This window comes from Pseudomonas sp. AC070 (assembly GCF_979258635.1).
The window spans coordinates 2450034-2475230 of record NZ_OZ409871.1; the positions used below are offsets into that span (position 1 = coordinate 2450034).

Sequence of the window (25197 nt, forward strand, 5' to 3'; positions counted from 1 at the left end):
CGCGCGAGTCACCTCGCTTTTTAACGACACTCATCCAAACAACACCGTCATCCTCGCGCACGCGGGGATCCAGAATCTCAAGCCGTATACCGATGTGAAGTGCGTCGGCATTCATTACCGCGTGCGCTGGACGTTTTTGTTTCGCGCCTTACGCGCATTTCAACCAACCCCCCCGTCATCCTCACGCACGCGGGGATCCAGAATCCCAAGCCGTACACCGATGTGATGTGCGTCGGCATTCATTACCGCGTGTGCTGGACGTTTTGTTTCGCGCCTTACGCGCGAGTTTCTTTTTCCAGTCGACGAAAAAGAAACCAAAAAGTCTTGCCCCTACCTTGGCCTTCCGCTGCGCTCCAGGTCCCCTCATTCCATCGCCACTCCGGGGGCACGGACTAGGCGTCCCCGCGAGACGAGCCATCCATGGCCCGACACGCCTTTCGCGGCTCCCGGCCGCTCAACCCCCTACGCGTCGACTCCATTCGGCCTGCGATGAATGGGGCGGATAGATCACAAGCCAGATCACAAGCGCTAAATCAACAGCGCTAAATCAACAGCATCGCGGCTAAAGCCGCTCCCACAGGTTTGCGTGGGTCCTGTGGGAGCGGCTTTAGCCGCGATTCCCTGGAAACGGCGAACCCCAACTCCACCCTAAATCCCCCTCACCATTTTTCGTCCATTGGGTATTGCGGAATCCCCGCTCGCCTTTTCGATTGGACGACTGATGAGCACGATTGAATCTTCCCTGGCCCGCCGTTTCCTTGAGTTACCCGCCCAGAAGCGCCGTTTGTTTTTGGCGGCGCTGCGCGATGAGCGAATCGATTTCAGCAGCTATCCCATCGTCTCGATGCCGGGCCACGCCGAGCGGGATTTTCTGTCGTATGCGCAACAGCGCATGTGGTTCCTTTGGCAGTTGGAGCCGCACAGCGCGGCCTACAACTTGCCCAGTGCGGTGCGGTTGCTGGGCACGTTGAACGTCGAAGCCTTGCAGCGCAGTTTTCAGGCGCTGGTGCAGCGTCATGAAAGCCTGCGCAGCACCTTCGTTCAGCGTGGCGACGTGGCGTTTCAGCAGGTGGCGGAACGAGCCGAGCTAACCGTGCAGTTCACGGATTTAAGCGCGCTGGATGCCGCCGACAAACAGCAGCAAACCCAGCACTGGGTGGCGCAGCAGGCGGGCCAGCCGTTTGATTTGAGCGCCGGCCCGTTGCTGCGGGTGCAGCTGTTGCGCTTGGCGGAGGAGGAGCATGTGTTGCTGCTGACCATGCACCACATCATCGCCGACGGTTGGTCGATGAACATTTTGATTCAGGAGTTCATGGCCAGTTACGACGCCTTCGCCAGCCACCAGCCGTTGCAGTTGCCGGCGCTTGCGGTGCAGTACCGCGACTACGCGTTGTGGCAGCGCAGCTGGTTGGAGGCCGGGGAGCGGGAGCGGCAGTTGGATTATTGGCGCGACCACCTGGGCGATGAGCATCCGCTGCTCGAGTTGCCCACCGATTTCCCGCGCCCGGCCGTGCCCAGCCATGCCGGTGCGCGCTTGGAGCTGCGTGTGGATGCCGATCTGCAACAGGCGCTCAAGGCCCTGGCCAAGCGCAGTGGCGTTAGTGTGTTTGTGGTGCTGCTCGCCAGTTTCAACGTGCTGCTGCATCGCTACAGCGGGCAAGCAGATATCCGCGTTGGCGGCCTGATTGCCAACCGCACGCGCCGTGAAAGCGAAGGGTTGATCGGCTTTTTCGTTAACACCCAGGTGCTGCGCTGCCAGCTCAGCGGTGCGTTGCGGTTCAGTGAGGTGTTGGAGCAGGTGAAACAGGCGAGCACCGCTGCGCAAGCCCATCAGGAACTGCCGTTCGATGCCGTGCTGGAGGCGCTGCAACCGTCGCGCAGCCAGAGCTACAACCCGCTGTTTCAGGTGATGTTCAATCATCAGCCGCTGGTTAGCGACGTCACTGCCATGCAGTTGAGTGGCGGCCTTCAGGTGGCGCTGTTGCAGGCGGAGCAGGGCGCGGCGGGCGGGCGTCAACATGCGGCTGCCAGTGACCTGATGCTCGAAACACGGGAAGAGGGTGATCAGCTACTGGCGGCGTTTACCTACGCCACCGATTTGTTCGAGGCCCGGAGCATTGAGTGGCTGGCTGCGCACTGGTGCCAGGTGCTGCGCGCTGTAACCCAAACCCCCGACGCCGCCATCGGCAACGTGCCGCTGCTGACCGACGACGAGGTGCGCCGCCAGCACGAGCACAACGCTTTCTTGCAGTTGCCGGCCGCCGACACGCCGGTGCACCAGCTGTTCGAGCGGCAAGCCGAGCGCACGCCCGAGGCAATGGCCGTGCAGTTGGCCGGCAGCGAATTAACCCTGACCTACCGCGAGCTCAACAGGCGCGCCAACCGCCTGGCTCATCATCTTCGCGAACTGGGCGTTGGCCCCGGCAGTTTGGTAGCGGTGATGCCGGGCCGCGACCTGAGCCTGCCGGTATCGCTGCTGGCGGTACTGAAAACCGGCGCCGCCTATGTGCCGCTGGATTCCAGCACCCACGCCGAGCGCGTGGCGCAAGTCTGTGCGGCCAGCGGCGCGCAGTGGCTGCTCAGCGATGAGCCGCAGGCCCCTGAACTGCCCGACGTCACCCGCGTGGCTGTGCAGCAACGCGGCAGCGATGACAACCTGAACCTGGCGATTCATCCCCAGCAACTCGCGTATGTCATCTACACCTCCGGCTCCACCGGCCATCCGAAGGGCGTGGCCGTCAGCCACGGCTCGCTCGTCGGGTTTAGCCATCTGGCGGCCGATTACAGCGAACTCCATGCTGCCGACCGCGTGCTGCAATTCGCCACGGTCAGTTTCGATGGCTTCGTCGAGCAGTTTTACCCGCCGTTGCTGCGTGGCGCGGCCGTGGTGCTTCGCGATTCACGCACGTGGGACAGCGAAACCTGGTTGCACACCGTGCAGCAACACGGCGTCACCGTGGCGGATTTGCCCGCCGCGTATTGGCACATGCTGGTCAAGGACTTCGCCCAAGGCCCAGCCCGTTCATTCGGCAATCTGCGCCAGATTCACGTGGGCGGCGAAGCCATGGCGGTGGACGGTTTGCGTTTGTCGCAGCAGGCCGGGCTGGGTGCGGTGCGGCTGCTCAATACCTATGGGCCGACCGAGGCCACAGTGGTGTCGAGCATTCACGACTGCACCGGGCTGGCTGCTAAGCAGGTGAGTTGGCGCGGCATTCCGATTGGTCGACCAGTGCCTGGCACGCGCCTGTTTGTGCTCGACGCCGACCTCAACCTGTGTCCGCAGGGCGCCATCGGCGAGCTGTATATCGGCGGCCCTGGTTTGGCCCAGGGCTACCACGGCCAGCCAACCCTGACGGCGCAGCGTTTCATTGCCGACCCGTTTACGCCCGGCCAGCGCCTGTACCGCAGCGGCGACCGCGTACGCTGCCGTGCCGATGGCGCGCTGGAGTACATCGGCCGCGTCGATCATCAAGTGAAAATCCGTGGCTTCCGCCTTGAGTTGGGTGAAGTCCAAGCGCGTGTGCAGCAGTGCCAAGGCGTGCGCGAGGCGCTGGTGGTGGCGCCTGACCTGGGCAGCGGTGCCACGCTGGTGGCCTATGTGGTGCCTGATCATATCGACCTCAACGATGCCGCCGCGCAGCAAACCTTCCGCCAGCAACTTCGCGCTCAGCTGCAAGCCGTGCTGCCCGATTACATGGTGCCGAGCCACTGGCTGCTGCTGGAAAACATGCCGCTCACCGCCAGCGGCAAGCTCGACCGCAACGCCTTGCCAACCCCCGACCCCAGCCAGTTGCAGCGCCATTACCGCGCGCCGCAAAGCGAGCTGCAAACCCGCCTGGCCGCGATTTGGAGCGAGGTGTTGCAGGTGCCGCGTATCGGTCTGGACGACAGCTTTTTCGACCTCGGCGGCCATTCGTTATTGGCCGCACAAGTGGTCGCGCGCATCAAGCGCGAACTCGGCGTGAGCTTGCCGCTACGCAGCCTGTTCGAGCGGCCGCTGTTGGCTGACTTGGCGCAGGAGTTGGCCGTGCAGCAACCGCACAACGCCCAGGACTGGGACGAGATGGAAGCGTTTATGAATTCCCTGGAAGAGGTTTGAGCATGACCCCGAACACCACCGCCCGCATCGCCGAAAAGTTCATCGGGTTGTCGCTCGAACAACGTCGCCAGTTCCTCGCTAAATTGCAGCACGACGGCAAGGATTTCAGCCTGCTGCCCATCGTCGCCAGCCGTCATCAGCAGCCGCATTTGCCGCTGTCGTACGCGCAACAGCGTTTGCTGTTTCTCTGGCAAATGGAGCCCCACAGCGCCGCCTACAACATGGCCGCCGCCTTGCGTTTGCACGGCGCGCTTGACGAACAACGGCTGCAAACGGCGTTCGACGGTTTGCTGCAACGCCACGAAACCCTGCGCACGGTGTTTCATCTCGAGGGCGAGCAGGCCGAGCAGAAAGTACTGCCGGCGCAGCCCCTCGTGGTGCAGCGCAGCGACGTGAGCCAGGTGCCCGCCGAGCAGCGCGAAGCGCAGGTGCAAGCGCAGGTACAAGCCGACGTCGCGCAGCCGTTCGACTTGCTCAATGGCCCGCTGCTGCGCGCCAGCCTGATCACCCTCGCCAGCGACGAACACGTGCTGCTGGTGTGCATGCACCACATCGTCTCCGACGGTTGGTCGATGGATGTGATGGTCCGAGAGTTTGTGCAGCTCTATCAGCACGGCGCCAGCAGCCTGGCCGAGCTGCCGGTGCAATACGCCGACTACGCGCTGTGGCAGCGGCGCTGGCTGGAGGCGGGCGAGGGCGAGCGGCAGTTGGCGTATTGGCGCGCGCAGTTGGGCGATGAGCAGACCCTGCTAGACGTAGCGCCTGATTTCCCTCGGCCGGCCACACAAAGCTTTGCCGGCGCCACGGTGCGCTTCGACTTTGGCCACGCCCTGTCGCAGCGCATGCATGCGCTGGCCCGTACGCAGGGCAGCACGCTGTTTATGCTGGCCCTGGCCGGTTACGGTTTATTCCTCGCGCGCCACAGCGGCCAGCACGACATCCGCATCGGCGTGCCGAATGCCAATCGCGGCCGGGAAGAAGTGGAAGGCCTGATCGGCTTTTTTATCAACACCCAGGTGCTGCGCTGCCAGATCTACTGGCGCCAAAGCTTCTCCAGTTTGCTGGCACAGGTTCGCGAAACCAGCCTGGCGGCGCAGGCCTATGAGCAGTTGCCGTTCGAGCAAATGGTCGAGGCGTTGCAGCCGCAGCGCAGCCTCGGGCACAACCCGTTGTTTCAGGCCAAGTTCAACCAGAACGTCGGCCTGCAAACGCGCGAAGCCTTGCAGCTGCCGGGGCTGAGCATTAGCGAATACCCGCTGAACAAAGTCGGCACGCACTTTGATCTGGCCCTGGATATCACCGACACCGGCGCCACCGTGCTGGGCGAAATGACCTATGCCAGCGACCTGTACCAGCCCGCCAGCATCGACGGGTTTATTGCCAGCCTGCGCGAGTTGTTCGAACAGGTACTTGCCCAGCCGGACGCGCCGCTGTGCAGTCTGATTAACACGCCGGTGCCGAGCGCACCGGTTAGCCGCGCTGCGCTGCCGTCCGTGCTGGAGCGCTGGAATAACCAGGTGGCCGAGCAGCCGCAGGCGTTGGCGGCGGTGTGCGGCGAGCTTCGCCTGAACTACGCCGAACTGGATGCCCAAGCCAACGCGTTGGCCACCCAGCTGCAACAACGCGGCGTGCGCCCCGGCATGCCGGTGGCGGTGCTGCTCGAACGCTCCGTGCCCTGGCTGGTGACGTTGCTGGCGACCTTGAAAGCCGGCGGCGTGTATATGCCGCTGGATGTGAAAGCGCCGACCGAGCGGTTGGCGGCCATGCTGCAGCGGGCCAACGCTGCGCTGGTGGTGCTGGCCGCTGATGATGCGCGCCGCGAGCACGTGGGCCGCGAGGCACTGACGTACGCCCCCGAGCAATGGCCCGCAAACGCCACGCCGTTTCCGGTGCTGCTGCATACCAACAGCCCGGCTTACGTGATTCACACCTCCGGCTCCACCGGCCAGCCCAAGGGCGTGGTGGTCAACCACGGGGCGCTCGCCAATTATGTTGACGGCGTGCTGGATCGCCTGGCCTTGCCGGCCGGCGCAAGCATGGCGTTGGTGTCCACCATTGCGGCCGACCTCGGTCACACGATGGTGTTTGGCGCGCTGTGTTCCGGGCGACCGCTGCATGTGGTGGAGCCGGAACTGGGCTTCGACCCGGATCGCTTCGCCGCCTACATGGCCGCCGAGCACATCGCCGTGCTGAAAATTGTGCCCAGCCACCTCAATGGCTTGCTGCAAGCGGCGAACGCCAGCGATGTGCTGCCCAGCCACGCCTTGTTGGTCGGCGGCGAGGCGTGCTCCCAGGCGTTGTATCAGCGGGTGCGCCAGCTAAAACCCACGTGCCGGGTTATCAACCACTACGGCCCGAGCGAAACCACGGTTGGCGTGCTCACCCATGAGCAAACCGGCGAACTGCTGGAAGGCAACGTGCCGCTCGGTAGCGCCTTGCCCGGCGTTCAGGTGCAGGTGCTGGATGCTTTTCTGAACCCGCTGCCAGATCGCGTGGCCGGCGAGCTGTATATCGGCGGCGCCAGTGTGGCCGACGGCTACCTGGGCGAGCCGGCGCTGACCGCCGAACGCTTTGTGCCTGACCCCTTTGGCGCGCCCGGTTCACGCGCTTACCGCAGTGGCGACCGGGTGCGCCGCAGCGCCGATGGCGTGCTGCATTTCCTCGGCCGCAGCGACGATCAGGTAAAGATTCGCGGCTACCGCGTCGAGCCCGGTGAAGTGGCAAAAGTGCTGCGCCAACTGCCCGGCATCAGCGACGCCGCCGTACTGGCTCAGCCGGTGCAAGAGCAGCTGCAACTGGTCGCCTATTGCGTGGGCGATGTGTCGGCAGCGGCCGTCAAGGACCAGCTGCAAACCCTGTTGCCGGACTACCTGATTCCCGCCCACATCCTCACCCTGGAGCGCCTGCCGCTCACCGCCAACGGCAAGCTCGACCGCCGTGCGTTACCCAGCCCGCAGGTGCAGCAACTCACCTATGCGGCGCCGCGAAATGAGGTGGAAAGCACCTTGGCAGCGATCTGGCAGGGCGTGCTCAAAGTCGCGCAGGTGGGCGTGCACGACAACTTCTTCGAACTGGGCGGCGACTCGATTCTGAGCCTGCAAATTATCGCCCGCGCCAAACGCCAGGGCCTCAAGCTCACGCCGCGCCAGCTGTTTGAAAAACAGACCGTGGCGCAACTGGCGCAGGTCGCTAAACCGGTGGTGGCCAAAGCGGCCGCAGCCGTCGCCAGCAGCACTGACATTCACCTGCTGCCCGTGCAGCAGCGCTTTTTCGAAATGGCACTCGAGCAACCACAGCATTACAACCAGGCGGTGCTGCTGACCCTGCGTCAGCCACTGGGCGCCGACACACTCGGGCGCGCCTTGAACGGCTTGCTGCAACAGCACGAGGCGCTGCGTTTCAACTTCCATCAGCACCAAGGCCGCTGGCTGGCGCGCACCCGATCGGTGGCCGACAGCGACGTGCTGTGGCAACGCAATGTCGCCATTGCCAGCGAACTCACCGCCATTGCCGAGCAGGCACAACGCAGCCTCGACCTAAGCCAGGGTCCGCTGCTGCGCGCGGTGTTGTTTAGCCTTGCCGATGGCACTCAGCGCCTGTTGCTGGTCATCCATCACCTGGCCGTGGACGGCGTGTCGTGGCGGGTGCTGTTGGAAGATTTACACGCACTGTGCGCCGGGCAAACGCTTGACCCGGCGCCGAGCCAACAGCGCTGGGCCGAGCGCCTGGCGCAATGGACACAGCAACAAGGCGCGGCCTCGGTCACTCACTGGCAACACGCGTTGCAGGGCGTCAGCGCCGCGTTGCCGGCCGCCCGTGCCGACGCCAGCCTGAGCCTGGAACACAGCTGCAGCCTGTATTGCCGCCTGAGCACCGCGCACACGCAGCAACTGCTGCAACAAGCGCCCGCCGCCTACCGCACGCAGGTGAACGATCTGCTGCTGACGGCACTGGCGCGCACCTTGTGCCACTGGACCGGGCAGCCCAGCGCCTTGATTCAGCTCGAAGGCCACGGCCGTGAAGCGCTGTTTGATGACGTCGACCTGTCGCGCAGTGTCGGCTGGTTTACCAGCCTGTTCCCGCTAGCCCTGACCCCGGCCGCCGAGCTGGCGGAGTCGATTCAGACCATCAAAGAACAGCTGCGCGCCGTGCCAGACAACGGCATCGGCTTTGGCGCGCTGCGCTACCTCGGCACGCCTGAGCAGCAAGCGGTGCTGGCGGCATTGCCGCAGCCGCGGGTGACGTTTAATTACCTCGGTCAGTTCGACCAGAGCCTGGCCGTCGACGGCCTGTTTGCGCCGGCTGACGATGCCATCGGTGCTTTGCAAAATCCGGACAACCGCCTCGGCAACTGGCTGAGCATCAACGGCCAGGTGCTCAACGGTGAGCTGGAACTGGGATTCACCTTCAGCCGCGCGATGTTCGCCGAAGCCGACATCGCCGCGCTCGCCGAGCGGTATAGCCAAGAACTGCGCGCGATAATCAGCCATTGCCTAAGTGATGAGGCTGGCGGCGCCACGCCCAGCGATTTCCCCCTGGCCGGGTTTACGCAGCAGCAGTTGCAGCAATTGCCGTTCGACCTGCGCCAGGTCGAGGCCATTTATCCGCTGTCGCCCATGCAGGAAGGCTTGCTGATGCACACCTTGCTCGAGCCCGGTTCCGGCATTTACATGATGCAGTACTGCTACACCGTCGACAGTGCCATCGACCCCGAACGTTTCCGCCGTGCCTGGCAAGCCGTGGCCCAGCGCCACGACGCGCTGCGTACACGGTTTTCCTGGAACGTGGGCGAGCGCATGGTGCAAGTGGTGCAGCGCATCGCCACGCCCGATGTGCAGATTCACGATTGGCGAGCCGTGCCGGCCAACGAACATGAAGGCAAGTTGGTTGCCCTGCTGGCGGACGAACGCCGCGACGGCTTCGACCTGCAAAACGCCGTGCCTTTTCGCCTGCGCCTGATTCAGTTGAGCGCCCAGCGCTTCGGCTTTGTGTTGAGCAATCACCACATTCTGATCGACGCCTGGTGCCGTTCGCTGCTGATGGACGAGTTTTTCGCCGAGTACGCCGCGCTGGCGGAAAACCGCAGCGCCGCCTTGCCGCCGGCTTCGCGCTACGGCGACTTTATCGCGTGGCTGCAGCAGCAAGATCGCCCGGCCTCGGAACGCTTCTGGCGCGAACAACTGGCCGGCTTCGAGCAACCCACGGGCCTGCCGTTCGACCGTCAGCCGCTGCGCGATGCCGGCCATTCGCTGATCGGTGATGTACAAACCCAGCTGAGCCGCGAACAGACCCAGCAGTTGCAAGCCACCGCGCAACGTCTGCAACTCACCGTCAACACCTTGGTGCAGGCGGCGTGGGCGCTGACGCTGCACCGTTACAGCGGCGAGCGCGACGTGCTGTTTGGTGTGACGGTTGCCGGTCGCCCGGTCGATATGCCCGACATGCAGCGCACCGTTGGCCTGTTTATCAACAGCATCGCCCTGCGTGTGCACCTGCCTGAGGCCGGCAGTGCGACAAGCGTGGGCGAATGGCTGCAAGCGCTGTTCGCCCTCAACCTGCGCCTGCGCGAGCATGAACATTTGCCCTTGGTAGACATTCAAGCCTGCAGCGAAATCGGCAAGGGGCAGCCGCTGTTCGACAGCCTGTTTGTATTCGAAAACGCGCCCGTTGAAGACGGCGTAATGGAGCAGGCGCAGAGCCTTAACGTCAGCTCGGACTCCGGCCGCACCCACACCAACTACCCGATGACGGTGGTGATCTACCCCGGCCAGGCGCTCGGTCTGCATTTGTCGTATGACCAGCGCTGGTTCGAGCGCAGCACCGTCGAGCAGCTGTTGACCGACTTCAATTACCTGCTGCTGCAACTGGCCGAGCAGCCGCAACAGCGTTTCGACGCCTTGCCGTTGTTGGCCCAGGACGAACGCCGCCGGTTGCTCGTCGACTTCAACCAGACCGCCCGCGACTACCCGTTGCAGCACGGCTACGCGACCCTGTTCGAGCAGCAAGCGCACCAACACGCGAACCGAGTGGCTGCCCGCTGCGAGGGCGAACAGTGGCAGTACCGCGAGTTGGATAGCGCCGCCAACCGCATGGCCCAGGCGCTGCTGCGCGCGGGCATACAGCCGGACCAACCGGTGGCGCTGCTGGCCGAGCGCGGCTTGCCGCTGCTGGGCATGATCGTCGGCACCCTGAAAGCGGCGGCCGGCTACCTGCCGCTGGATCCGCACCTGCCGGCCGAACGCCTGCGCCAACTCCTTACGCTCAGCCGCGCGCCGGTGCTGGTGTGCACGGCCGAATGCGTGCCGGCGTTGCAGCCGCTACTGGCCGCCGTCGAGGCCAGCCAGCGGCCGCAGCTATTGGTCTGGGAACAGCTGCAACAGACCCGCCACGCCAGCGCGCCAAACCTGCCCATCGGCCCGCGTCACCTGGCCTATGTCATCTACACCTCGGGCTCCACCGGCGAGCCCAAGGGCGTGATGGTCGAGCAGGCCGGCATGCTCAATAACCAGCTGAGCAAGCTGCCGTATTTGCGCCTGAGCCATGACGATGTGATCGCGCAAACCGCCTCGCAGAGTTTCGATATTTCCGTGTGGCAGTTCTTGACCGCTGCGCTGTGCGGCGCGCGGGTGGAAATAGTGGCGGATGCCATCGCCCACGATCCGCAGGCGCTGCTGGCGCACGTGAATGCCGCCGGCATCAGCGTGCTGGAAAGCGTGCCGTCGCTGATTCAAGGCATGTTGGACGGCGAGGCGATTGAATTGCCCAACCTGCGCTGGCTGCTGACCACCGGCGAGGCGATGCCCCCGGAACTGGCGCGGCGCTGGTTGCAGCGCTACCCAAACATTCCGCTGATTAACGCCTACGGCCCGGCCGAGTGCTCGGACGATGTCTCGCTCACGCCTATTACCGAAGCGCACACGGCGAGCAGTTACCTGCCGATTGGTTTACCCACTGACAACAACACGCTGCACGTGCTCGATGCCCAGTTGCAGCTGGTCGGCGTACGCGCCGTCGGCGAGTTGTGCGTGAGCGGCACGGGGGTGGGGCGCGGGTATGTCGGCGACCCGGTTCGTACCGCGCTGGCCTTTGTGCCAGACCCTTACGCCAGCACGCCGGGCCAACGCCTGTACCGCACCGGCGATCTGGCGCGGCGCCGCATTGATGGCGTGTTGGAGTACGTCGGCCGGCGCGATCATCAAGTGAAAATTCGCGGCTTGCGCATCGAGCTCGGCGAAATCGAAGCACGCCTGAACGAGCAGCCCGAGGTGCGCGAGTGCGCCGTGCTCGCCCAGGATCAAGCCAGCGGCCGACATCTGGTGGCGTACGTCACCGCCAACGAGCCCTGCGCCGACGAGGCGCTTCAACGCGCGTTGCGTGATCGCCTCAAGGCGGCGCTCAAGCGCCAGCTGCCGGACTACATGGTGCCGCAGCAATGGGTGGTGCTCGAGACCATGCCGCTGAACGCCAACGGCAAGCTGGACCGCAAGGTGCTGGCGGCGATTGAAAGCCAGGCCGTGTATGGCGATTTCGTCGCCCCCGAGGGCGAGCTGGAAACTCAACTGGCGGCGGTCTGGCAAGAACTGCTGGACGTCGAGCGCGTCGGCCGGCACGACAATTTCTTCGAGCTCGGCGGCCATTCGCTGCTGCTGGTTCGGGTGATTTCGCGGCTGAAAAACCAGCTCGGCGTCGAGCTGCCCATGCAGGACTTCTACCGCGCCAGCAGCGTGGCCGAACTGGCCGCCTTAATTGAACAGAGCAGGGAACAGGGCAGCGTCGAAGACGACTACGACGCCATCTTCGCCACCCTCGACGAACTGGAGGAGGCGTAATGCTCAAGCAGCCCTCGGCACACACCCAAGCACTGGTCGACCGCATCAAAGGGCTGGGCTTTGCCAAGCGCCGTGAACTGTTCCAGAAACTGACGCAGAAGGGCGTCAATGTTGGCCGCCTGCCCATCGTGCCGGCCAGCGAGCGCGACGCCTTGCCGCTGAGTTACGCCCAGCAGCGCCAGTGGTTCCTCTGGCAACTGCAGCCGGACAACAGCGCGTACCACATGCCCACCGCCATTCGCCTGCAAGGCGCGCTGGACCTCGCCGCCCTGCAACATGCCTTCGATGCGCTGGTGGCACGTCACCACAGCTTGCGCACAACGTTTGAGCTGCACGACGGCCAGCCACAACAACGCATCCAACCGGCCGCGGCGGTGGCGATTGAACGTGTACCCATGCCCGGCGCGGCGCTGCCGGCCATCACCGACTCGATCAGCCGCGAGGCGCAGCGGCCGTTTGATTTGGAGCACGGGCCGCTGCTACGCGTGCAACTGCTGGAAATCGCCGACGACGACGCGGTGTTGCTGATCGTGCAGCACCACATCGTGTCCGATGCCTGGTCCATGCAGCTGATGGTGCAAGAGCTGATAGGTCTGTACCAGAACCGTCGCCTGGGCATTGAAGACGCGCTGCCACCGCTGCCGATTCAGTACGCAGACTACGCCGCCTGGCAGCGGCAGTGGATGGAAGCCGGCGAAGGCGCGCGGCAACTGGCGTACTGGCGCGAACAATTGGCCGGCGGCGAAACCCTGCTGGAATTGCCCGGCGACTGGCCGCGCCCCGCCCAACGTTCCGGGCACGGCGGGCGCCTGAGTGTGGAGCTGCCGTTTGCCCTGGCAGCCGCCCTCAAACAACTGGCGCAGCGCGAAGGCTGCACGCCGTTTATGGCGCTGCTGGCCTCGTTCCAGTTGCTGTTGCAGCGCTACAGCGGGCAAACGCACATTCGCGTCGGCGTGCCCTCGGCCAACCGCAACCGGGGCGAAACCGAGCGGCTGCTGGGCTTTTTCGTTAACACCCAGGTGTTGAGCGCAACCGTCGACAACCAGGCCTCCTTTCGCGACCTGCTCAAGCTCGTGCGGCAAACGGCCGTAGACGCCCAAGCCCATCAGGACCTGCCCTTCGAACAACTGGTCGACGCCCTGCAACCCGAGCGCAGCCTCCGCCACAGCCCGTTGTTCCAGGTGCTGTTCAACCATCAGGTAAGCACCGCCGCGGGCGAGGGCATGCACCTGCCGGGCTTGCAAGTCAGCCAAGTGCAATGGGCGATGCCGACCGCGCAGTTCGACCTGAGCCTGGATTGCACCGAGCACCCCGGCGGCATCAGCGCCGACTTTATCTACGCCACCGACCTGTTCGCCGCACCGCGTATTCAACGGATGGCGCAGCACTGGCAGAACCTGCTGCACGCCATCGTCGCCGCGCCGGATGCGCGCTTGGGCGAACTACCGATGCTCAGCGCGCAGGAACGCGAGCAGGCGCTGATCGGCTGGAACCAGACGCAGCGGCGCTATCCGGATGCACCGTTTGTGCACCGTCTGTTTGAAGCACAGGTGACGTTGCAACCGCACGCGCCGGCGCTGGTGTTCGGCGAAACGGTACTGAGCTATGGCGTACTCAACAGCCAGGCCAATCGCTTGGCCCAGCACCTGCAAACGCTGGGCGTTGGCGCCGATGTGCTGGTGGGCATTGCCGCCGAGCGCAGTGCGGAAATGGTGGTGGGGTTGCTAGCCATTCTTAAAGCGGGCGGGGCTTATGTGCCGCTCGATCCGGAGTACCCGCAAGACCGTTTGGCCTACATGTTTGAAGACAGCGGCATCGGCCTGCTGCTGACGCAATCGCACCTGCTCGACGCGCTGCCGATTCCCGTCGGGCTGACGTGTTTGGCGCTGGATACGCCGGACGCCTGGGCGCATCAGTCAAGCGAAAACCCGAACGTTGAGCTACACCCGGAAAACCTCGCCTATGTGATTTACACCTCCGGCTCTACGGGAAAACCCAAAGGCGCTGGCAACCGTCATGTCGCGCTGCACAACCGTTTAGCCTGGATGCAAGAGGCCTACGCGCTGGATGCCAGCGACAGCGTGTTGCAGAAAACACCGTTCAGTTTTGACGTGTCGGTCTGGGAGTTTTTCTGGCCGCTGATGGTTGGCTCGCGTCTCGTGGTTGCCGGCGTTGGCGATCACCGCGACCCGGCAAAATTGGTCGAGCTCATCACCCGCGAGCACATCACCACGCTGCACTTTGTGCCCTCGATGTTGCAGGCCTTTATCACTGATGAGTTGGCCGTTCAGTGCCAGAACCTCACTCGGATTATCTGTAGCGGCGAAGCGCTGCCCGTCGAACTGCAACGGCAAACCATGGCGTTGCTGCCGGGCGCCGGCCTTTACAACTTGTATGGCCCCACCGAAGCCGCCATCGACGTCACCCACTGGACCTGCCGCGAAGAAGGCCGTGATGCCGTGCCCATCGGCCAACCCATCGCCAACCTGCACACCTATGTGCTCGATGCCGAACTCAACCCTGTCAGCCCCGGCGTGATCGGCGAGCTGTACCTGGGCGGCATCGGCTTGGCGCGCGGTTATCACCGTCGCCCGGCGTTAACCGCTGAGCGTTTTGTGGTCGACCCGTTCCGCGCCGGCCAACGCCTGTACCGCACCGGTGACCTGGCGCGCCAGCGTGAAGACGGCGTGATCGAATACGCCGGGCGTATCGACCATCAAGTGAAAATCCGTGGCCTGCGCATTGAACTGGGCGAAATCGAAGCGCGATTGCACGAGCTGCTGGCCGTGCGCGAAGCCGTGGTGGTCGCGGTAGACGGCAAACAACTGCTCGCTTACGTGGTACCGGAGCCGGACACCCTGGCCCGTGCCGAGGCCGAGATACAAGGCGGCTACCTGCACGCGCTCAAGGCCAGTCTGCTCAGCACATTGCCCGACTACATGGTGCCCACGCTCTGGCAGTTGCTGGAACGGATGCCGCTGTCGCCGAACGGCAAGCTCGACCGCAAAGCGCTGCCCAAGCACGAAGCGGCGCCCACACAAACCGCTTACCAGGCGCCACGCAATGAGCTGGAGCATCAGTTGGCCGCCCTCTGGCAAGAGGTGCTGCGCCTGGAACAAGTGGGCGTTGATGACAACTTTTTCGAGCTGGGTGGCGACTCGATTATTTCCATTCAGATCGTCAGCCGCGCCCGCCAGGCCGGCATCCGCTTCGCCCCGCGCGACCTGTTTCAGCACCAGACCGTGCGCCGCCTGGCCGCTGTGGCGCAGCGCAGTGAAGCGTTGCAGGTGGAGCAGGGCCCGGTGACGGGCGAAGCGCCGCTGCTGCCGATTCAACAGGCGTTTTTCGCCACGGCCATTCCCCAGCGTCAGCACTGGAACCAATCGCTGTTACTGGCGCCGGCTGAAGCCTTGGATACCGGTTTGCTGGAGCAGGCGCTAAGCCAGGTGGTGATCCATCACGACGCCTTGCGCCTTCGCTACCGCCAGACGGGCGAGGGTTGGGTGCAGGAACATGCCGCCCTTGATTCCAGCGAGCCGTTGCTGTGGCACACGCACATTGAGGACGTGGCGGAACTGCCGGCGTACTGCAACGACGTACAACGCAGCCTCAACCTGAACGATGGCCCGCTGCTGCGCGCGGCGCTGCTGCACCTGGCCGATGGCACGCAACGGCTGCTGCTGGTGATTCATCACTTGGTGGTGGACGGCGTGTCGTGGCGCATCCTGCTGGAAGACCTGCAAAGCGCCTACCGCCAGGGTCGCCTGCCGGCAAAAACCAGCGCCTACCAAGCCTGGGGCCGGCGCTTGCAGCAGCACGCCGTTAGCGAGGCCATGAGCGGCCAGGTCGCCTATTGGCAGCAGGCACTGGCGCATTCGCCGCATGACCTGCCGGCCGACAACCCTGCCGGTTCGCTGCAGCAACGCCATGCCCGCAGCGTGGCCACTCGGCTGAGCGTCGAGCACACCCGGCAGTTGTTGCAACACGCACCGGCGGCGTATCGCACTCAAGTCAACGACCTGCTGCTGACGGCGCTGGCGCAAGCGGTGTGCACATGGAGCGGGCAACCGTCGGCACTGATTCAACTGGAAGGCCATGGCCGCGAAGAACTGTTTGCCGAGGTTGACCTGTCGCGCACCGTCGGCTGGTTTACCACGCTGTTTCCGCTGTGCCTGCAACCGCTGGCGGACCTGGCGGCGTCCATCAAGCACAGCAAACAAAAGCTACAGAACATTCCCGACAAAGGCCTGGGCTTCGGTCTGCTGCGCTACTGTGCCAGCGCTGAGATTCAGCAGGCGTTAAGTGCCTTGCCGCAGCCGCGCATCACCTTCAACTACCTCGGCCAGTTCGACGCCGACTTCGCCAGAGATGCCCTCTGGACGCCCGCCAACGAAGGCCGTGGCGTCGGGCAGGATGAGGCCGCACCGCTGGGCAACTGGCTAAGCGTGGACGGGCAGGTTTACGGCGGCGAGCTGAGCCTGAACTGGACCTTCAGCAGCGAGATGTTCAGCGAGGCGCGCATTCAGCAACTGGCCGACGCCTATCAGCAGGCGCTGGTGGCGGTAATCGAACATTGCCTGGTCGAGCACAACGCCGGCCTTACGCCGGGCGATGTGCCGATGGCTGAACTGAACCAGGCGCAACTCGATGCTCTGCCGGTGCCCGCGCGGCAGATCGCGACCGTGTACCCGCTGTCGCCCATGCAGCAGGGCATGCTGTTTCACAGCCTGTACAAGCCCAACGGGCCGACCTATATCAACCAGATGCGCGTGGATATTCACGGCCTCGATGTGCCGCGCTTTACCGCCGCCTGGCAACAAGCCGTGGACCGCCATGAACTGTTGCGCGCCGGCTTCGTGTGGGACAACGGCCTGGAAACGCCCCGGCAAATCATCCATCGCCACGCGCCGTTGGAGGTGTCGGTGGTGGCGCAGGGTAGCGATGCCGACGCCGTAGCAGAGACGGAGCTGCAACGCGGCTTCGACCTGGCGCGCCCGCCATTGCTGCGCTTGGCCCTGGTGCCCACGGGCGATCAGCGCTATCACCTGATCTACACCAGTCACCATATTTTGCTGGACGGCTGGAGCAATTCACGTCTGCTCGGCGAAGTGCTGCAAGCCTACGCCGGGCAAGCGGTGGCGGCGCCCGCGCACGATTACGCCGACTACCTCGGCTGGCTACAGCACCAAGACCGCGCCGCCAGCCTGGCCTTTTGGCAAGCGCAACTGGCGCCGCTGGAAGAACCGACGCGCCTGGCGCTGGCCTGCGGTCATCACCCGGACGCCAAGCCAGGGCAAGACGCGCACCTGGTAAACCTCGGCGCGGCGTTCACGCATGCGCTGCAAGCCTTCGCCCGTCAGCAACAAGTGACACTGAACAGCCTGCTGCAAGCGGCCTGGGCGCTGTTGCTGCAACGCTACAGCGGCCAGCGCTGTGTCGCGTTTGGCGCCACCGTGTCTGGCCGGCCGGTGGAGTTGGCTGGCATCGAAGAACAGCTGGGGCTGTTTATCAACACCTTGCCGGTGGTGACGTGCCCGCAGCCGTCGCTTAACGCCGTGCAGTGGGCCCGTGCCGTGCAGGCGCAAAACCTGGCCTTGCGTGAGCACGAACAGATGCCGCTGGCCGAGCTGCAACGCTTGGCCGGGCATAACGGCGAAGCCTTGTTCGACACCTTGCTGGTGTTCGAAAACTACCCGGTGTCCGACGCCTTGGCCGCCGCGCCGGGCGGGCTGAAGTTTGCCAACCTGGCGTACAGCGAACAGAGCGGGTATGCGCTGACGCTGATCGCTCAGGTGGGCGCCGAGCTTGAGCTGGGTTTCCACTTCCTCACCGAGCACTTCAGCGCCCATAGCATCCAGCGCATCGCCGGCCAACTGGTGCACCTGCTCGGGCAGTTTATGCACCAGCCCGAACGCGCCCTCGGCGACGTGCCGTTGCTGGTGGAAGCCGATCACGCCCGTGTGGTGAACAACTGGAACGACACGGCGAAACACTACCCGGACGTGCCGTTTGTGCATCAGCTGTTTGAAGCGCAAACCGCGCGGCAGCCGCACGCGCCGGCATTGGTCTTTGGCGCCACGGCATTGAGCTATGGCGAACTCAACAGCCAGGCCAATCGCCTGGCGCAGCACCTGCAAACGCTGGGCGTTGGCGCCGATGTGCTGGTGGGCATTGCGGCCGAGCGCAGTGTGGAAATGGTGGTGGGTTTGCTCGCCATTCTTAAAGCGGGCGGCGCGTATGTGCCGCTGGACCCGGAGTATCCGCAGGACCGTTGGGCGTACATGTTTGAAGACAGCGGCATCGGCTTGCTGCTGACGCAATCGCACGTGCTCGACGCATTGCCCATTCCTATTGGCCTGACATGTTTAACGCTGGATGCGCCGGACGCCTGGGCGGATCAATCAGGCGAAAACCCGAACGTTGAGCTGCACCCGGAAAACCTCGCTTACGTCATCTACACCTCCGGCTCCACCGGTAAACCCAAAGGCGCTGGCAACCGTCATGTCGCGCTGCACAACCGTTTGGCCTGGATGCAAGAGGCCTACGCGCTGGATGCCAGCGACAGCGTGTTGCAGAAAACACCGTTCAGTTTCGATGTGTCGGTGTGGGAGTTTTTCTGGCCGCTGATGGTTGGCTCGCGTCTCGTGGTTGCCGGCGTTGGCGATCACCGCGACCCGGCGAAACTGGTCGAGCTGATCACCCGCGAGCGCATCACCACGCTGCACTTTGTGCCCTCGATGTTGCAGGCATTTATCAGTGATGAGTTGGCCGTTCAGTGCCAGAACCTCACACGGATTATCTGTAGCGGCGAAGCGCTGCCCGTCGAACTGCAACGGCAAACCATAGCGTTGCTGCCCAACGCCGGGCTCTACAACCTCTATGGCCCAACGGAAGCCGCCATCGACGTCACCCATTGGACCTGCGTCGAAGAAGGCCGCGACGCCGTGCCCATCGGCCAGCCCATCGCCAACCTGCACACCTATGTGCTGGACGGCGAACTAAACCCGGTCAGCCCCGGCGTAACCGGCGAGCTGTACCTGGGCGGCGTCGGCCTGGCGCGCGGTTATCACCGTCGCCCGGCTCTGACCGCCGAGCGTTTTGTGGTCGACCCGTTCCTCGCCGGCCAACGCCTGTACCGCACCGGCGACCTGGCCCGCCAGCGTGAAGACGGCGTGATCGAATACGCCGGGCGTATCGACCATCAAGTGAAAATCCGTGGCCTGCGCATTGAGCTGGGCGAAATCGAAGCGCGGCTGCACGAACAACCCAACGTTCGCGACGCCGTGGTGGTGGCGCACAACGGCAGCCACGGCAACTACCTGGTCGCCTATGTGGTGGCCGAGCAGGGCGCCGAGATTGCCGACTTGAAAACCACGCTGCTAAAGCACCTGCCCGACTACATGGTGCCCACTCAATGGATGCTGCTGGACGCGCTGCCGTTGTCGCCCAACGGCAAGCTCGACCGCAAGGCGCTGCCAGTGCCGGAGCAACACGTGGCGGCACACGCCTATGTGGCGCCGCGCAGCACGGTGGAATGGCAGTTGGCGGCGATTTGGCAAGACGTGCTGCGCATCGAGCAGGTCGGCATCGAAGACAACTTTTTCGAGCTGGGCGGCGACTCGATTATTTCCATCCAAATTGTCAGCCGCGCCCGCCAGGCCGGCATTGCCCTCGGCCCGCGTGATCTGTTCGAACAGCAAACCATCGCCAACCTGGCGGGCATTGCCGGCACAGGTTCAGCCGCGCAACCAGCCGTGCAGCGCATTCAAATCGACCCGATGCAACGCGCCTCGCTGCCGGTGGCTGAAGACGCTATCGAAGACGTGTACCCGCTGTCGCCGATGCAAAAAGGCATGCTCTTTCACACCCTGGAAGACAGCGGCGAGGCGCTGTATATCAACCAGGTGAGCCTGCCGGTGACCGGACTGGACGTGGCGCGCTTTGAAGCGGCGTGGGCGTTTGTCACCGCGCGCCATGGCGTGCTGCGCACCAGTTTCCACTGGCAAGCCGACCTCAGTGAGCCGCTGCAAGTGGTGCACAAACAGGCGCGCATGCCCTTGGAAATTCGCGATTGGCGCCAGCGTGCCGTGAACGACGAGGCACTTGCCGAGCTGGCACAGCAGGAAGCGTTACGCGGTTTTGCGCTTGACCAGGCGCCGCTGCAACGCATGGTGCTGGTGCGGCTGGGCGAGCAGCAATTCCACATGATCTGGACCAGCCACCACATGCTGATGGACGGCTGGAGCAGCTCCAATTTGTTCGCCGAAGTGCTGCAGCACTACGCCGGCCGTCCGCTGCACGACACGCCCGGGCGCTACGGCGACTTTATCGCCTGGCTGCACAGCCAGGACAAAAGCGCGCTGGAACGGTTCTGGCGCGAGCAGTTGGCGAACGTTGAGCCGACGTCCCTGAGCCAGGCCGTGTACCCGCGCCAGGTCACCGACGAAAACGGCCACGCCGCGCTGTATTCCCACTGGAACGAGGCGTGGACTACGCGTCTGCAACAGCATTGCCGGCAGCTGCGCATTACGCCGAACACCTTTATTCAGGGCGCCTGGTTGCTTGTGCTGCAACGCTACACCGGCCAACGCACCGTGAGTTTTGGCGCGACGGTGGCGGGGCGTCCGGAAAGTTTGCCCGGCGCCGACAGCATGCTCGGTCTGTTCATTAACACCTTGCCGGTGATTCAAACCCTGCACGCCGAGCAACCGCTGGACGGATGGCTGCAAGGGTTGCAGGCCTACAACCTGGACATTCGCGCGTACTCCCACGCGCCCCTGGCCGACGTGCAGCGCTGGTCCGGGCTGGGCGGCCAGGCGTTGTTTGACAGCATTATCGTGTTCGAGAACTACCCCATCGACCAACGCCTGCGCGAGGCCGAGCCGGCTGGGCTGAGCTTCGGTGCATCGAAGGATCTGGGCGTGACCAACTTTGCCATGGACCTGGCCGTGCACCTGGGCGACAGCCTGATGATCGAGTACATGTACCTGCGCGCCAGCTTCAGCGAGCAGGGCGTGGCGCAGATTCGTGCGCTCATGGAAGCGACGCTGGAGGCCATGCTGGATGCGCCGCAGGAGCGCCTGGGTAATCTGCAACGGCTGCCCGCCGCGACGCGCAGCGAATTGCAGCAGTGGAGCGCCGCCCCGGCGCCGAGCCATCGTGCGCAGCTGCTGCCGCACCTGATCGTCGAACAGGCCGCGCGAAATCCGCAGGCCCTGGCCGTTGCGTGCGGTGAAGTGCAACTGAGCTACGGCGAACTGGACGCCGCCGCGAACCGTTTCGCGCGGGTGCTGCAAGCCCGAGGCGCGGCACCCGAAGTGGTGGTGGGCGTGGCGTTGCCGCGCTCGGTAGAGATGATCGTGGCGCTGCTGGCGGTGATGAAAACCGGCGCCGCCTATGTGCCGCTAGACCTCGACTACCCGGCCGAACGCCTGGCCTACATGATCGACGACTCGGCCATGGCGCTGCTGATTACCCGCAGCGAGGTGGGCGCCTCGCTGCCCATTGCGGCCGATGTCGGCGTGGTCGCGCTGGACCAGTTGCCCAGCGAGGGCGATAGCCGCGCGCTGCCATCGCCACTGCTGGCCGACAACCTGGCCTATCTCATCTACACCTCTGGTTCCACCGGCCGCCCCAAAGGCGTGGCCGTCACCCATGGGCCGCTGAGCATGCACTGCCAGGCGATTGCCCAGCTGTATGAAATGGACACGCGCACCCGCGAGCTGCTGTTTATGTCGTTCGCCTTTGACGGCGCTCACGAACGCTGGCTAAGCACCTTGGCCAGCGGCGGGGCGCTGGTGATTCGCGATGGCAACCTGTGGACCCCGGAACAGACCTGCGCCGTGCTGCATGAACAGCGCATCAGCATCGCCTGTTTCCCGCCGGCGTATCTCAAGCAACTGGCCGACTACATCCACGCCAGCGCCGTGCCGGCACCGGCGGTACACACCTACTGCTTTGGCGGCGACGCGGTGCCGGAGCAGAGCTTCGAGCAAGTGAAAGCAGCGCTGCGGCCGGCGTACTTCACCAACGGCTACGGCCCGACCGAAACCGTGGTCACGCCCATGCTCTGGCGCGTGCCGCTGAGCGGGCGCTGCGAGGCGGCGTATGCGCCCATCGGCAAAGCGGTGGGGCAGCGTTCGTTGCATGTGCTGGATGCCGACCTCAACCCGTTGCCGGCCGGGTTTGCCGGCGAGCTGTATATCGGCGGCTATGGCTTGGCGCGCGGCTACCACCGGCGGCCTGACATCACCGCCGAACGCTTCGTGCCCGACCCGTTTGGCGAACCGGGCGCGCGCCTGTACCGCACCGGAGACCTGGTGCGCCTGCGTGCCGACGGCGTGCTCGATTACGTGGGGCGCATCGACCATCAAGTGAAAGTGCGCGGCTACCGGATTGAACTGGGCGAAGTGGAAGCCAGCTTGCGCCGCCAGCCGGGCGTGGAAGACGCCCTGGTGATCGCCCGCGATGGCGCCTCGGGCAAACAGCTGATCGGCTATGTAGTCAGCAGCGAACGTGCAAACGGCGAAGCGCTGCGAGCGGCACTGCGTGAGCAACTGCCCGACTATATGGTGCCCGCGCAAGTGCTGGTGATGACCGCATTCCCCGTCACCCCCAACGGCAAACTCGACCGCAAAGCGCTGCCGGAACCGAGCTTCACCAGCAGCGCTTATGTGGCGCCGCGCACTGAACAGGAACGCCTGCTGGCCGAGATCTGGGCCGAGGTGTTGCAGGTGGAGCAGGTTGGGATTACCGACAGCTTCTTTGAACTGGGCGGCGACTCGATTCTCAGCCTGCAAGTGATCTCCCGCGTGCGTAATCACCCAGCCCTGCAACTGCAACTGAAACTGCGCGACCTGATGCGTCAACCGACCATTGTCGGGTTGCTGGGGCAGCCGCAGCCGGCAGTGAGTGAAGCGCCTGTTTTCGCGCCCGTGGACGACCGTAATTTCGCCTTGCTGCCGGTGCAAGCTGCGTTCTTTGCCCGGCATACCCACGAGCCGCAGCACTTCAACCAAAGCCTGCTGCTGCGCGCCACACAGCCGCTGAACCGCGAGGCGCTGCGCAGCGCATTGGCGACGGTAGTGGCGCATCACGACAGCCTGCGCCTGCGCTTTAGCGAAGAGAGCGGGCAGTGGCGTCAGGCATACGGGCCGCTCAATCACGACACGCTGTTGTGGGAGGAAACCGTGGCGAACGAGGCGGCCTTGCTGGCGCTATTCAACCGCGCCCAGCGCAGCCTCGACCTGCAAACGGGCCCGCTGTTACGCGCCGTTCACGCCACCTTGGGGGACGGCAGCGAGCGGCTGTTGTTGGTGGTGCATCACCTGGCCATGGACCTGATCTCCTGGCGTGTACTGAGCGAAGACCTGCTGCAGGCCTACGCCGGCACCCCGCCCGAAAAAACCGCCAGCTACCGCGCCTGGATCGAACATTGGCAGGCGCAAGTGCCGCGTCTGGCTGAAGAACAGCGCGACTTCTGGCGGGAACAGTTAGCGGGCGAGGGCGGTGCCTGGTCCTGCGACAACCCGCGCGGCAGCAACAGCGTGCAGCATCAAGCCACGGTTAGCCGAACGCTTAGCAGCGAAGGCCTGCAAACCCATAAAGCAGCGGTAAACGAACTGCTGCTCACCGCGCTTGCCAGCGCCCTGTGCGAATGGACCGGCCGTGACAGCGTGGCCATCGAACTGGAAACCCATGGCCGCGTAAACGACGACCGTGCGCCGGACGTTAGCCGTACCCTCGGCTGGTTCACCAGCCAGTTTCCCCTGCGCCTGAGCCCGAATCTCGCGGCCGTGCAGCAAGCGCTGAGCGGTGTGCCCGATAACGGCGTTGGCTACGGTTTCTTACGCCATGAGTTCGCTAATACACCGCACGTCAGCTTCAGCTACCTGGGCCACGGCAACGCCAACTTCGGCCCCGCGAGCACTGCGTTTACCGTCGCCAACGAACCGGTTGGCGACGAACACGGTCCGCACGCGCCGCTTGCCAACGAACTGGAAGTGGTGGCGCAGATCAGCGACGGGCATCTGCACTTGCGCTGCAACTACAGCAACCGCCGCTACCGCGCCCAGCGCATCGAACGGCTGATGGACGGCTGCAAGGCCCACCTCATTCACCTGCTGCAACCGGAGGCGTAACGCCATGCCCTTGAACGCCGACATCGACGCCTTTCTCGACCTCGCCGACCGCGCCACCACACGACCGCTGCACCAACTGCCAGTCACCGAAGCCCGTGCGGTATTCGCCGCGACCACCGAACAACTGCGCTGGCCCGCGCCTGCTGGCGTGCAGGCCGAAGCGCTGAGCTGCATCGCCCGTGACGGCTATGAGGTTGGGCTGAGGCTTTACCGGCCGGCGCACAGTGATTCGCCGTTACCCGTATTGGTGTTCCTGCACGGCGGCGGTTTTGTGCTGGGCGACCTGAACTCCCACGACGGCATCTGCCGCGAATTCGCTCAGCGCGCGAGCTGCGCCGTGCTGGCCGTCGACTACCGCCTGGCCCCCGAACACAAATTCCCCATCGCCTTGCACGACGCCGCCGACGCAATCGCCTGGCTGGCCGAACATGCCGCTGCCCATGGGTTGGATAAACAGCGGGTGGTGTTCGGTGGCGACAGCGTCGGCGCCACCTTGGCCACGGTGCTGGCCACGCAAGCCGAGCATGAGCCGGCGGCGGTGGCGCTTAAACCTGTCGGGCAATTGCTGTGTTATCCGGTGACGGATGCGTCGCGTACCAGCGAATCGATGACCCTGTTTGCCGAAGGCTACTTGCTCGAAAGCCAGACGCTGGAGTGGTTTTACCAGCACTACCAGCGTACGGCTGAAGACCGGTTCGACAGTCGCTTTTCTCCGTTGCTGGCGGGCAGTCTGGCGGGGGTTGCGCCGGTTTGTTTGGGCATTGCCGGGTTTGATCCGTTGGTGGATGAGGGGCGGGCGTATGCGCGGCGGTTGGTTGAGGAGGGGGTGGCGGTTGAGGTGGTTGGGTGTGAGGGGCTGACCCATGATCTTTTGCGTATGGGGGCGGTGACGCCGGAGGTTGATGGGGTTTATCGGCGGATGGGGGATTGGCTGGTTTTGCGGTTTTGCGGGTGAACGTGGGTTGCAGGGATCGCGGCTGAAGCCGCTCCCACAGTGGGGCTGCGTTTGCTAGGGGTCGGTCCGACGAGCCGAAATCCACAAACGTGCATGTCGGGCTTTGGGAGGTATTCATTAGCGCGTGTATACCGCGCTCATTATCAAAACCCCCGTCATCCTCGCGAACGCGGG

General features: G+C 64.4%; 4 protein-coding genes. All 4 read left to right on the plus strand.

The window, feature by feature from the left end; translation table 11 throughout:
- Nucleotides 1-721 precede the first annotated feature (721 nt).
- From ACZZ0Q_RS11065 to ACZZ0Q_RS11080, 4 genes are read left to right on the plus strand one after another with little or no spacing between them, the layout of a single operon-like run.
- Nucleotides 722-4099, plus strand: a complete 3378-nt coding sequence (locus tag ACZZ0Q_RS11065; RefSeq protein WP_463538966.1) for an amino acid adenylation domain-containing protein — start codon at nucleotides 722-724, stop codon at nucleotides 4097-4099.
- A gap of 2 nt (nucleotides 4100-4101) precedes the next feature.
- Nucleotides 4102-11928: an amino acid adenylation domain-containing protein gene (locus tag ACZZ0Q_RS11070; RefSeq protein ID WP_463538965.1), complete on the plus strand. Its 7827-nt coding sequence runs from the start codon at nucleotides 4102-4104 to the stop codon at nucleotides 11926-11928.
- Nucleotides 11928-24068 carry a non-ribosomal peptide synthase/polyketide synthase gene (locus ACZZ0Q_RS11075; RefSeq protein ID WP_463560571.1) on the plus strand — a complete coding sequence of 4047 codons (12141 nt, stop codon included), beginning with the start codon at nucleotides 11928-11930 and terminating at the stop codon, nucleotides 24066-24068. Before ACZZ0Q_RS11070 ends, ACZZ0Q_RS11075 begins: the two co-directional genes overlap by 1 nt.
- Before the next feature lie 4 nt (nucleotides 24069-24072).
- Complete coding sequence (locus ACZZ0Q_RS11080) at nucleotides 24073-25023, plus strand: alpha/beta hydrolase (protein WP_463538963.1); 951 nt, start codon at nucleotides 24073-24075, stop codon at nucleotides 25021-25023.
- Nucleotides 25024-25197: the final 174 nt, after the last annotated feature.